Source organism: Cellulomonas algicola (genome assembly GCF_003851725.1).
Classification (GTDB): Bacteria; Actinomycetota; Actinomycetes; order Actinomycetales; family Cellulomonadaceae; genus Cellulomonas; species Cellulomonas algicola.
This window is the reverse complement of sequence record NZ_BHYL01000118.1, coordinates 1-12,130: the sequence shown is the minus strand read 5'-3', so window position 1 is coordinate 12,130 and position 12,130 is coordinate 1. Positions and strand designations below refer to the sequence as shown.

11 protein-coding genes are annotated in these 12,130 nt (G+C 74.4%); all 11 read right to left on the bottom strand.

Translation table 11 applies throughout. From position 1 onward, the window contains the following. Positions 1–880: 880 nt before the first annotated feature. Positions 881–2,143, bottom strand: a complete 1,263-nt coding sequence (tyrS, locus tag CTKZ_RS08820; protein ID WP_124342601.1) for a tyrosine--tRNA ligase — start codon at positions 2,141–2,143, stop codon at positions 881–883. 209 nt (positions 2,144–2,352) lie between these two features. After that, the gene (locus tag CTKZ_RS08815) at positions 2,353–3,054 is read right to left on the bottom strand and encodes a DNA-3-methyladenine glycosylase (RefSeq protein WP_124342600.1); all 702 of its coding nucleotides are present in this window, start codon (positions 3,052–3,054) and stop codon (positions 2,353–2,355) included. A gap of 174 nt (positions 3,055–3,228) precedes the next feature. Beyond that, a complete protein-coding gene (locus CTKZ_RS08810) occupies positions 3,229–3,807 on the bottom strand; it encodes a uridine kinase family protein (protein ID WP_235843410.1) in 579 nt (192 codons plus the stop codon). A 35-nt stretch (positions 3,808–3,842) separates the two neighbouring features. Beyond that, positions 3,843–5,144 (bottom strand): methyl-accepting chemotaxis protein, encoded by a 1,302-nt coding sequence (locus tag CTKZ_RS08805; RefSeq protein WP_235843409.1) that lies wholly within the window; start codon positions 5,142–5,144, stop codon positions 3,843–3,845. A gap of 109 nt (positions 5,145–5,253) precedes the next feature. Next, the gene (gene argH / locus CTKZ_RS08800; protein WP_124342599.1) at positions 5,254–6,681 is read right to left on the bottom strand and encodes an argininosuccinate lyase; all 1,428 of its coding nucleotides are present in this window, start codon (positions 6,679–6,681) and stop codon (positions 5,254–5,256) included. After that, positions 6,674–7,915, bottom strand: a complete 1,242-nt coding sequence (locus CTKZ_RS08795; RefSeq protein WP_124342598.1) for an argininosuccinate synthase — start codon at positions 7,913–7,915, stop codon at positions 6,674–6,676. Before CTKZ_RS08795 ends, argH begins: the two co-directional genes overlap by 8 nt. 42 nt (positions 7,916–7,957) lie before the next feature. Next, positions 7,958–8,524 carry an arginine repressor gene (locus CTKZ_RS08790; protein ID WP_124342597.1) on the bottom strand — a complete coding sequence of 189 codons (567 nt, stop codon included), beginning with the start codon at positions 8,522–8,524 and terminating at the stop codon, positions 7,958–7,960. Next, positions 8,521–9,453, bottom strand: coding sequence for an ornithine carbamoyltransferase (gene argF, locus CTKZ_RS08785; protein ID WP_124342596.1), 933 nt, complete (start codon positions 9,451–9,453; stop codon positions 8,521–8,523). The genes CTKZ_RS08790 and argF overlap by 4 nt, the downstream gene beginning before the upstream one ends. Continuing rightward, a complete protein-coding gene (locus tag CTKZ_RS08780) occupies positions 9,450–10,757 on the bottom strand; it encodes an acetylornithine transaminase (protein WP_124342595.1) in 1,308 nt (435 codons plus the stop codon). Before CTKZ_RS08780 ends, argF begins: the two co-directional genes overlap by 4 nt. Then, a complete protein-coding gene (argB, locus tag CTKZ_RS08775; protein ID WP_124342594.1) occupies positions 10,754–11,740 on the bottom strand; it encodes an acetylglutamate kinase in 987 nt (328 codons plus the stop codon). Before argB ends, CTKZ_RS08780 begins: the two co-directional genes overlap by 4 nt. Further along, a partial coding sequence (locus tag CTKZ_RS08770) for a bifunctional ornithine acetyltransferase/N-acetylglutamate synthase (protein WP_200829684.1) occupies positions 11,737–12,130 on the bottom strand: 394 nt, incomplete at its 5' end. The genes CTKZ_RS08770 and argB, both read right to left, overlap by 4 nt.

Genomic DNA, 12,130 nt, shown 5'->3' with positions numbered 1-12,130 from the left:
GGGGTGGCACGAGCCCTCTCAATCTCAACCAAGACCCACCACACGAAACCGTGCGATGAACCATCTTGGCATCGACTACTTGGCACACTGTTGAGTTCTCAAGGAACAGACGCGCATCTGCTCGAGCCTTTCGGCTCTTCGTCAGAGGCTTTGTCGTTCTCCATCTTAGCGGACCTTCCGGCCGTTCCCGTCCGCCCCGTGGGGCTCGCGGTTGCGGGCTCAGGCCCTCCCGAACGTGCTGCAGGCGCACTGAGCTCCTGCGGTTCTGTTCGGGGGCGGCCACCCTCGGGACCAGCCACCGGGATCGTTCCTCGGTGTCCGTTCCTCCCTGCCGGGCGACATCGAGAACATTACGCGGGCCCGGGCGGCGGAGGCAAATCCGGTTGCGGTGACCCCCGTCACCAGGCATACGGATGACGCCGTCTGAGGCCGCGAAGGGCGCCCTGACCTGGGCCGACGCCCCGCGGGGCTGCCGGCGGACCTTCCCTGGGGTCCGGTGCTCCCCCGGTCCTGCATGCCTCGCGCGTCCGGCATGTCCGGTCCGACCGCCCGGGCGACTCGCGCGCCCGGGCCGACCCCTGCGTGTGCCGATGCCCCCCGCGCTCACTGACGCGCTCCGGGGCGCACCCCCGTGCGACTGACGGTCGGTCGACGTGCGCGGCGCGGGCCCGGCTTTCGGGCGCAAGCCGGGCCGGTGGACGACCGTCCCGTCGACCGCGAGCGTGGGGGGCTGCCCGACGGCGGAGGTGCGGTCACGGGGTGCGCGTCGACCACGGATGCGCGGGCCCACGCGTGCGCCTCGACGACGACGGATGCCCGGCCCCACGAGGGGACCGGGCATCCGGGAGGGGTCGAGCGGTGCGGCTGGAGCTGGCGTGGTTCAGGCGTGCGCGTCGACCACCGCGAGGGTGCGCTTGCCGCGGCGGAGGATCGCCCACCTCCCGTGGAGGAGGTCCTCGGTGCGCAGGACCGCGTCCTCCGCCTCGACCCGGACGTTGTTGACCGACGCGCCGCCCTCGCCGATCGCCCGGCGAGCCGCCGCCTTCGAGGCGACGATGCCCGACGCGGCGAGCACGTCGACCACCGGGTCGCCCGCACGGCCGGGAGCGGTCGGGAGCTCGGCGACGGCGGCGGCGAGCGTCGACTCGTCGAGGTCGCCGAGCGACCCCCGGCCGAAGAGCGCCTGGCTCGCCGCGACCACCTTGTCGGCCGCGGCGGTGCCGTGCACGAGCGACGTGACGTCGTGCGCCAGGGCGCGCTGCGCCTCGCGGGCGGCCGGTCGCTGCACCACCGCGTCGGCGAGCTCCTCGATCTGCTCGTGCGAGCGGAACGTGAAGATCTTCAGGTACTTCACGACGTCGGCGTCGTCGGCGTTGAGCCAGAACTGGTAGAAGGCGTACGGCGTCGTGAGCTCGGCGTCGAGCCACACGGTGCCGGCCTCCGTCTTGCCGAACTTGGTGCCGTCGGCCTTCGTCACGAGCGGCGTGGTCAGCGCGTGGACGGCGGTGCCCTCGACCTTGCGGATGAGCTCGACGCCCGAGAGGAGGTTGCCCCACTGGTCGCTCCCGCCGGTCTGGAGCGTCACGCCGTGCCGACGGTGCAGCTCCAGGAAGTCCATGCCCTGCAGGATCTGGTAGCTGAACTCGGTGAAGCTGATGCCCTGCTCGCTGCTGAGTCGACGCGCGACGGTGTCCTTCGCCAGCATGGTGCCGAGGCGGAAGTGCTTGCCGACGTCGCGCAGGAAGTCGATCGCCGACAGCGGTGCCGTCCAGTCGAGGTTGTTCACCATGGTCGCGGCGGCCGGGCCGTCGAAGCGCAGCAGCGGCTCGATCTGGCGGCGGATGCGCTCGACCCAGCGGGCGACGATCTCCGGCGAGTTGAGGGTGCGCTCGCCCGTCATCTTCGGGTCGCCGATGAGCCCGGTCGCGCCGCCGACGAGCGCGAGCGGGCGGTGACCGGCGTCCTGGAGGCGCCGCACGGTGAGGATCTGGACCAGGTTGCCGATGTGCAGGCTCGGCGCGGTCGGGTCGAAGCCGCAGTACAGCGTCACCTGGCCGTCCGAGAGGGCGGCGCGCAGCGCGTCGGCGTCGGTGGTCTGGGCGACGAGACCGCGCCACGCGAGCTCGTCGAGGATGTGGGTCACGAGGGTTCTCCTGCGAAGGTCGGGGCGGCCGTGGTCACGGCGCCCTCGAGAGGCGGGGTGCTCCGGGGGGGACCGCGCGTCCCGGGCGGGCCGCGAGTCCCGGGCGTGCGTCGCGTCCGAGGTCGCCGGCACGCCGTGGACGGGCCGGCTGCCCCGCGCGAGCACGCGACCCGCGGAGCGCGGTGGGCACAGGGCCGACGTCGTCGTCCTCACGGGACGTCTACCGACGCCGGCCGCCGATACGCGGGCCGGTACGCCGACACGGTGCGCTCCCCCGTCAGCCAGTAGCGCCAGGGGAAGTGCGCCTCGCCGCCGGCGCCGGACACGCCGACGCGCGGGCCAGACGCGTGCGCGGACAGCGACGACCCCGCGTGCCGGTGCAGCACGGTCGCGCCGCCGGCCTCCGTGAGGTCCGCACCGTTGGCGCGCAGGTCCAGGCCGAGGCACACCGCCAGCCGGGCGGGGCCACGTGCCAGCTGCCGCTGGGAGTCGACGACGCCGACGCGCTCGCGACGCTCCCACGCGAGGTCCTCGCCCTCGACGACCTCGCCCGCGCGGAGCAGGACCGCGGCCGGGCTGCCCGTCGGCTGGGCGACGACGTTGAGGCAGTGGTGCAGGCCCAGGTGGCGGTAGATGTACAGGCGTCCGGGCTCCGCGAACATCACCGCGTTGCGCGACGTGCGGCCGCGGTAGGCGTGCGAGCCCGGGTCGTCGGCGCCGCCGTAGGCCTCGACCTCGGTGAGGCGCACCGTCACGTCGCCCTCGGGCGACCGCGACGTCAGGTAGGAGCCCAGCAGGTCCCGGGCGACGACGTGCACGTCGCGGCTGTACCAGACGCGGGCGGGCACCGCGACGACCGCGCGCGGGTCGGCCGCGTCCGGTGTCGTCGGTACCTCGCTGGGCTGGGTCACGCGCTCATCCTGCCGCACCGGCCGCGCGACCGGCTCGCCGATCCGGGTCGCGGACGCCGAGCGTCGGCGTGCGGACCGCGCGAGCGTCGCCGTGCCGACCACGCACCCCACGCCGCCCGGACCGCCCGATCTTCGCGGTGAAGCCGCGCGACCATCGGCGGACGGGCCGTGCGATCAGCGCTCGACGAGGCGGCCGACGGCGTCGACGTGCACGTCCGCGCGCTCGCGCGTGCGCTCCCGGGCGAAGTGCTCCTGCTCGGCGACCATCCACGCGAGCCAGTGCTCGCGGGCGTCGGCGCCGTCGCGCTCGAGCCCGCGCGACAGGCGCAGGTCGCGGGGTGCTTCGACCCAGACCTTCACCGCCGCGACCGGGTCCGCCGCGGTCCGCGCCGACCCGCAGCCGTCGAGGACCAGGACGTCAGGCACCGGGACGTCGTGCCACTCGGCGAACGCGCCCGCCGTCCAGTCGTACCGGCGGTAACGGCCCGGCCGACCGGCCGCGAGAGGCCCGAGCACCTGCGCGTCGAGCCGCTCCCACACGCCCTCGAGGTCGGACCACCCGTCGAGCAGGTCGTCGACGTGGAGCACGGTCGCGCCCAGTGCCGCGCCGACCCGGCGCGCGAGCGTCGACTTGCCGGAGCCGGCCGGGCCGTCGACGCAGACGAGCCGCACACCACCGAGGCGGGGCCGGGCGGCACGCGCCCGCGCGACGACCGCGTCGACGGCGTCGGTCCCGGACGTCGGAACGGTCACGCGGCCTCCTCTCGACGGAGAGGACATCATGCCGGTCAGAGGCGGAACGCGGCCGTCGAGGACGCCAGGCGCTCCGACACCTCCGCGATCGACCCGACGGTGACGCTCTCGCGCGCGAGGGCGTCGCTGGTCCGCCCCGCACCGCCCGCGACCGACGACACGGACGTCGCGATCTCCCCGATGCCCGTCGCCGCCTCGCCGACGCCGCGCGACATCGCGGCGGTCGTCGCGGACTGCTCCTCGACCGCCGCGGCGATCGTGGACTGGTACTCGTTGATCGCCGCGATGACCTGGGTGATGCGTCCGATGGCGTCCACCGCGGCCGTGGTGTCGACCTGGATCGCCGCGATCCGGCGCGCGATCTCGTCCGTCGCGCGCGCGGTCTCGCCCGCGAGCTCCTTGACCTCGTTCGCGACGACGACGAAGCCCTTGCCCGCGTCGCCCGCCCGGGCCGCCTCGATGGTCGCGTTGAGCGCCAGCAGGTTCGTCTGCTCCGCGATCGACGTGATGAGCCGCACGACGGCGCCGATCTGCTCCGAGGAGTCGCCGAGGCGTCCGACGGTGCGGACCGCCTCGTCCACGGCGGTCGTCGCCTCGGTCGCGACGTGCAGCGCCTCGCCCGCGTTGCTCGCGATCTGCCGGATCGAGGCGCCCATCTGGTCGGCACCGGCCGCGACGGACCGGACGGTCTGCGCGACCTGCTCGGCCGCCGAGGCGGCGGCGTCGGCGTCGGAGCTCGCACGCTCGGCCGTGGCCGACAGCGTCCGGTTGCCGTCGTCGAGCTGCTGCGCCGCGTCGTGGAGGACGACCACCTCGTCGGCGACGCCCCGGAGCGAGCCGTGCAGCGCGTCGAGGCCGGTGTCGAGCGCACGGCCCGCGCGGCCGATCTGGTCGCGGTTGTCGAGCCGCGTGCGCTGGGTGAGGTCGCCGGCCTCCACCGCGGCGGACACCCGGAACAGCCGGCTCAGCTCGCGGTCGATCGCGTGGGCGCCCCACGTGGTGAGACCGCCCGCGAGCACCGTCGCGCCGACGCCGAGGCCGAGGAGCGTGCGGCGCGTCGCGCCGACGTGCTCCGCGACCGCCGGGTCGCCGCCCGCGAGCGCGACGACCTCGGTGCCGTCCACCCAGGCGACGACGACGACGGCCAGGGCCATCGTGAGCATGACGAGCGCGAGCGTGAGGACCTTCGCGCGGATCGACATGTTCGCGAACCACCGCTGGAAGCCCGTGAGGGTGCTCAGGTACGGCCGGTCCAGCGCGGCCGCCCGCCGCGCCGACCGGGCGGCCCCCTTCGCGGGGTGGACGTCAGGACTCACGGCCGTGCCGGTGGTGCTCACTCGGGTGTCGCTCCTCGTCGTGCCGACCACGCCGAGGGCTGACGCGAGCCGACGTGGGGTCGCCGGACCCATCGGTCGACGACCCCTCGCGATGAGGTTTCTGCCCGCGTCAGTCCGGGGCGAAGCGCGCACGCAGGGCCGTCGCCGCCTCGCGCGCGGCCGCGAGCTGCTCGGCGACCCGCACGGGGGCGGTGCCGCCGGCGGCGTCGCGCGAGGCGAGCGAGCCCTCGACGGACAGGACCGACCGGACCCCGCTCGTGAGGTGCGGGGAGATCGCGAGGAGGTCGTCGTCGCTGAGCTCCCACAGCTCGATCGCGGGCTTCCGCTCCTCGCACGCGCGGACGCACGCCCCGGCGATCTCGTGCGCGACCCGGAACGCCACGCCCTCGCGGACGAGCCACTCGGCGACGTCCGTGGCCAGCGAGAAGCCCTGCGGCGCGAGCTCGGCCATGCGGTCGGTGTCGAACGTGAGGGTCGCGACCATCCCCGCGAACGCGGGCAGGAGGACCGTCAGCTGGTCGACCTGGTCGAACACCGGCTCCTTGTCCTCCTGCAGGTCGCGGTTGTACGCGAGCGGGAGGCCCTTGAGCGTCGTGAGCAGGCCGGTGAGGTCGCCGACGAGGCGCCCCGCCTTGCCGCGCGCGAGCTCGGCGACGTCCGGGTTCTTCTTCTGCGGCATGATGCTCGACCCCGTGGAGTAGGCGTCGTGCAGCCGCACGAAGCCGAACTCCTTGGTCGACCAGAGCACGACCTCCTCCGCGAGCCGGGAGACGTCGACCGCGAGCATCGCGGCGACGAACGCGAACTCCGCGACGACGTCGCGCGACGCGGTGCCGTCGATCGAGTTCTCGACGGGACCGTCGAACCCGAGCTCCGCCGCGACCGCGGCCGGGTCGAGCCCGAGCGACGAACCGGCGAGCGCACCCGAGCCGTAGGGCGAGCGCGCGGCGCGCGCGTCCCAGTCGACCCAGCGGCCGACGTCGCGCAGCAGCGGCCACGCGTGCGCCAGCAGGTGGTGCGCGAGGAGGACCGGCTGCGCGTGCTGCAGGTGCGTGCGGCCCGGCATCGGGGCGTCGCCCGCGGCCGACGCCTGCGCGACGAGCGCGTCGACGACGTCGAGCACGAGACCCGACAGGACGCGCGCCTGCTCGCGCAGGTACATCCGCACGAGCGTCGCGATCTGGTCGTTGCGCGAGCGCCCCGCGCGCAGCTTGCCGCCGAGGTCGGCGCCGGCGCGCTCGATCAGGCCGCGCTCGAGGGCCGTGTGCACGTCCTCGTCGTCGGGCGCCGGGCCGAACGCGCCCGACGCGACGTCGGCGCGCAGCCGCTCGAGCGCGTCGACCATGCCGTCGAGCTCGTCGGCGGTGAGCAGCCCGGCCCGGTGCAGGACGCGCGCGTGCGCGACCGACCCCGAGATGTCGTGGTCCGCGAGCCGCCAGTCGAAGTGCGTCGACCGGGACAGGTCGGCGAGCGCGGCGGCCGGTCCGGACGCGAACCGGCCGCCCCACAGTGCCAGGGGTGCCTGCTCGTCAGACACTGCCGATCCCGCCCTGCGAGCCGAGGTCCTCGGCGTTGCCGAAACGCACGTCGCGCGCCGCGGCGAGCTTGGACGACAGGCCGTAGATCTCGATGAACCCGCGGGCGGCGGACTGGTCGAACGTGTCGCCCGTGTCGTACGTCGCGAGGTTGAAGTCGTAGAGCGACGCGTCGGAGCGGCGGCCCGACACGGTCGCGCGACCGCCGTGCAGAACGAGGCGCACGTCGCCCGAGACGTACTTCTGGGTGTCGTCGATGAACACGTCGAGCGACTTCTTGAGGGGCGAGAACCACTGGCCGTCGTAGACGAGCTCGGTCCAGCGCTGCTCGACGCCGCGCTTGAACCGGGCCTGCTCGCGCTCGACGGTGACGTTCTCGAGCTCCTGGTGCGCGGCGATGAGCGCGATCGCGCCCGGCGCCTCGTAGACCTCGCGGGACTTGATGCCGACGAGGCGGTCCTCGACGATGTCGATCCGGCCGACGCCCTGGGCGCCCGCACGGCGGTTCATCTCCTGGATGGCCTGGAGCGGCGTGACCGGCACGCCGTCGAGCGCGACCGGGACACCGGCCTCGAACGTGACGACGACCTCGTCGGCGACCGGGGGGAAAGTCGGGTCGTCGGTGTAGGTGTAGACGTCCTTCGTCGGGGCGTTCCAGATGTCCTCGAGGAACCCCGTCTCGACGGCGCGGCCCCACACGTTCTGGTCGATCGAGAACGGGTTGTGCTTGGTCGTCGCGATCGGCAGGTCGTGCTTCTCGGCGAAGTCGATCGCCTTGTCGCGCGTGAGCGCGAGGTCGCGGACGGGTGCGAGGCAGGTCAGGTCGGGCGCGAGCGAGGTGATGCCGACCTCGAAGCGGACCTGGTCGTTGCCCTTGCCGGTGCAGCCGTGCGCGACGGTCGTCGCGCCGAACTGGCGGGCGGCGCGCACGAGGTGCTTGACGATCACCGGACGCGAGAGCGCCGAGACCAGCGGGTAGCGGTCGAGGTACAGGCCGTTCGCCTTGAGGGCGGGCATGCAGTACTCGGCGGCGAACTCGTCGCGCGCGTCGGCGACGTACGCCTCGACCGCGCCGCAGTCGAGCGCACGCCGACGGATGACCTCGAGGTCCTCGCCGCCCTGGCCGACGTCGACCGCCACGGCGATGACCTCGGCACCGGTGGCCTCCGCGATCCAGCCGATGCCGACGGACGTGTCCAGGCCGCCGGAGTACGCGAGGACGACACGCTCAGTCATGGAACTTCTCTCTTCTCAGGGGGTGTGCGGGTCTGGGGGTGCTCAGTCGAGGGTGCGCTGACGCGACTCGGGTCGCGCGTCGGTCGCGAGCGCGAGGAAGCGGGCCGCGAGCGCGGTGCCCGCGGCCGCCGGCCCGGCGGTGTCGTCGCCCTCGCGGGCGATGACGAGGACGGTGTCGTCGCCCGCGATCGTGCCGAGCACGGCGGGCAGCACCGAGTGGTCGATCGCCGAGGCGAGGAACTGCGCCGCGCCCGGCGGGGTGCGCAGGACGACGAGGTTGCCCGACGCCTCCGCGGTGACCAGGAGCTCCGCGCACAGGCGCGCGAGCCGCGCGGCGAGCATCTCCTCGTCGACGCCCGTCGTCGCGGTGCGGTGCCCGCCCTCGGCCGGGACCGCGTAGGCGAGCCCACCCGACGGGGTGCGCACCTTCACGGCACGCAGCTCGACGAGGTCGCGCGAGAGCGTCGCCTGGGTGACGGACACGCCCTCGGCGGCGAGGAGCTCCGCGAGCTGCTGCTGCGAGTGCACCGTGCCGCGGGTCAGCAGCGACTGGACGAGCGCCTGGCGCGCCGCCTTGGTCGACGGGACCGGCCCGGACGCGACGGTCACGACTGCTCCAGCAGCCAGGTCAGGAGCGCCTTCTGCGCGTGCAGACGGAACTCGGCCTCGTCCCAGACGACCGACCGCGGGCCGTCGAGCACGTCGGCGGTGATCTCCTTGCCGCGGTAGGCGGGCAGGCAGTGCAGGACGATCGCGTCGGGCGCGGCGATCGCCAGGGCGGCCGCGTCGACCCGGAACGGCACGAACGGCGTCTCGCGCGCGGCGGCCTCGCCCTCCTGGCCCATCGAGACCCACGTGTCGGTCGCGACGACGTCGGCACCCGTCACGGCCTCGGCGAGCGAGCCGACGACCGCGACCGAGCCGCCCGTGCGCTCGGCGATCGCCGCCGCGTCGGCGAGGACGCCCGCGTCGGGCGGGTACCCGTCGGGCGTGCCGATCCGCACGTGCAGCCCGGCCGTCGCGCCGCCCAGGAGGTAGGAGTGCGCCATGTTGTTCGCGCCGTCGCCCACGTACGCGAGCGTCTGGCCCGCGAGCCGCCCGACGCCGCCGCGGTGCAGCGCGACCGTCGCGAGGTCCGCGAGCACCTGGCACGGGTGGAACAGGTCCGTCAGCGCGTTCACGACGGGGACGCCCGCGTGCTGCGCCATCTCGTCGAGCCGCGACTGCTCGAACGTCCGCCAGACGACCGCCGCGACCTGCCGGCCGAGCACGCGCGCCGTGTCGGCGACCGACTCACGCACGCCGATCTGCGCGAGCTTGCCCTCGACGAGCAGCGGGTAGCCGCCGAGCTCGGCGACGCCCGTCGTGAACGACACCTGCGTGCGCAGCGTGGGCTTGTCGAAGATCACCGCGACCGCCCGCGGGCCGACCAGCGGGCGGCGCACGTACCGGTCGTCGCGGAACGCGAGCGCGAGCTCGAGGACCTCGCGCTGCTCCGCGGGCGTCAGGTCGTCGTCGCGCAGGAAGTGCCGCGTCATGCGTCGGCCCCCAGGTCCGCCGGGACCGCGGCGAGGAAGTCGACGAACGTGCCCGCCTGCTCCTCGGTGAGGACGAACGGCGGGGCGAGCCGGATCGTGGTCGGCGTGCACGGGTTGACGACGAAGCCCGCCTCGAGCGCCGCTGCGGCGACCTGCGGCGCGACGGGCCGGGCCAGCTCGATCGCGATCAGGAGACCCGCACCGCGCACGTCGGTCACCAGCGGGTGGCCGAGACCGGAGATCCGCGCGCGCAGCGTGGCGCCGAGCGTCCGGACGTGGTCGAGCAGGCCGTCGCGCTCGATCACCGCGATCGTCGCCAGGCCCGCCGCCGCGGCGACCGGGTTGCCGCCGAACGTCGTGCCGTGCTGGCCGCGGCCCAGCAGCGTGGCCGTCCGCTCGCCGTACGCGACGAGCGCGCCGACGGGGAACCCGCCGCCGAGGCCCTTCGCGAGCGTGACCGCGTCCGGCACGATGCCGCCGCCGATCTCCGGCTGCTGGTACGCGAGCCACGAGCCCGTCCGGCCCATCCCCGTCTGCACCTCGTCGAGGATGAGCAGCGCGCCGTGCTCGGCCGTGAGACGCCGCGCGAGCGCGAGGTAGCCCGGCGGCAGCGGGCGCACACCCGCTTCGCCCTGGATCGGCTCCACGACCAGCGCGGCGACCTGGGTGCCCGCACCGTCGGCGAACGCGGCCTCGAGCGCGGCGGCGTCGCCGAACGGCAGGAACTCGACACCGCCGGGCAGCGGCTCGAACGGCTCGCGGTAGGCCGCCTTGTGGGTGAGCGCGAGCGCGCCCATGGACCGGCCGTGGAACGCGCCCTCGAGCGCGAGGACCCGCGGGCGGTCCGGGCCGCCGTTGCGCCGGGCGAGCTTGAACGCCGCCTCGTTCGCCTCCGTGCCGGAGTTGGTGAGGAAGACGCGCGACCCCTCCGGTGCCTGCGCGAGCGACAGGAGCCGCTCCGCGAACGCGATCTGCGTCGGGCTCGCGAAGAAGTTCGACACGTGCCCGAGGGTGCCGAGCTGCGCGCTGATCGCCGCGGTCAGCGTCGGGTGCGCGTGGCCGAGCGAGTTGACCGCGATCCCGCCGAGCAGGTCGAGGTAGCGGCGGCCGTCGGCGTCCCACACGTACGGGCCCTCGCCACGCACGAGGACGCGCTGCGGGGCGCCGAACGTGTCCATGAGCGCGTGCGTGTAGCGCTCGGTCCACTGCGCGACCGAGCCGTCGACGGCCTGGACGGGCAGCGAGGCGTCGGGTGCCGCCGAGGCCCGGTGCCGGGCGCCCGAGGGCGTGACGTCGGTGCTCATGCGGGGACCTCCGGGGTGGGCCGGACGGCCGGCACGGGGGCGGTGAACGGGGCGTCGGCGGGCTCCTCGTCCGGCAGCACCATCGTGCCGATGCCGTCGGACGTGAAGACCTCGACGAGGATCGAGTGCGGGGCGCGGCCGTCGATCACGTGGGCACGGCCGACGCCGCCCTCGACGGCGCGCCAGCACGCCTCCATCTTCGGGCGCATGCCCGCGTCGAGGGACGGCAGCAGCTCGGCGAGCTCGCGGGAGCGCAGGCGGCGCACGAGCGACGTGCGGTCGGGCCAGCTCGTGTAGAGGCCTTCGACGTCCGTGAGGACGATGAGCTTGCGCGCGCCGAGCGCGACCGCGAGCGCCGCGGCTGCGGTGTCGGCGTTGACGTTGAGCACCTGCGTCGGGTCGTCGACGTCCGGGGCGACCGTCGACACCACCGGGATGCGACCCGCGTCGAGCAGGTCCTGCACGGCGCCCGGGTTGACGTGCACGACGTCGCCCACGAGGCCGACGTCCACGTGCTCGCCGTCGACGACCGCGGTGCGGCGGCGCGCCTGGAACAGGCCGCCGTCCTCGCCCGAGAGGCCGACCGCGTGCGGGCCGTACGCGTTGAGGAGCCCGACGAGCTCGCGCGACACCTGGCCGGTCAGCACCATGCGGACGACGTCCATGGCCTCGGGCGTCGTGACGCGCAGGCCGCCCCGGAACTCCGACTCGATGCCGAGCCGGTCGAGCATCGCGTTGATCTGGGGGCCGCCGCCGTGCACGACGACCGGCCGCAGGCCGACCTGGTGCAGGAACACCATGTCCTCGGCGAACGCGCGCTTGAGCGTGTCGTCGATCATCGCGTTGCCGCCGTACTTCACGACGACCAGCGCGCCGCTGAACTTCTGCAGCCAGGGCAGCGCCTGGATCAGCACCTCCGCCTTCTGGTCCGGGCGCAGGTCCGTCCGGGTGTCGAAGACGAAGTCGTCGGGGATGCCGCTCATGTGGAGTACGCGCTGTTCTCGTGGACGTAGTCGTGCGTGAGGTCGTTGGTCCAGATCGTCGCGAGCTCGGTGCCCGCGTGGAGGTCGATGAGGACGTGCACCTCGCGGTTCGCGGCGAGGTCGACCTCGGTGCGGGGCGCGTGCGCTCCCCCGGCCCGGCAGACCTGCACGCCGTTGATCGTGACGTCGAGGAGCTCGGGGTCGAACGCGGCGACCGACTCGGGCACCGTCCCGACCTGCGCGAGCACGCGGCCCCAGTTCGGGTCGTTGCCGAAGATCGCGGCCTTGAAGAGGTTGGAGCGGGCCACGGCGCGGCCGACGGCGACCGCCGCGTCCTCGGTCTCGGCGCCGACCACGGTGATCGCGACGTCGTGCGTCGCACCCTCCGCG

Coding starts and splice junctions, on each gene's coding strand:
- argF (WP_124342596.1), bottom strand. CDS start 9,453: ATGACGCGGCACTTCCTGCGCGACGACGACCTGACGCCCGCGGAGCAG.
- CTKZ_RS08780 (WP_124342595.1), bottom strand. CDS start 10,757: ATGAGCACCGACGTCACGCCCTCGGGCGCCCGGCACCGGGCCTCGGCG.
- CTKZ_RS08795 (WP_124342598.1), bottom strand. CDS start 7,915: ATGACTGAGCGTGTCGTCCTCGCGTACTCCGGCGGCCTGGACACGTCC.
- argB (WP_124342594.1), bottom strand. CDS start 11,740: ATGAGCGGCATCCCCGACGACTTCGTCTTCGACACCCGGACGGACCTG.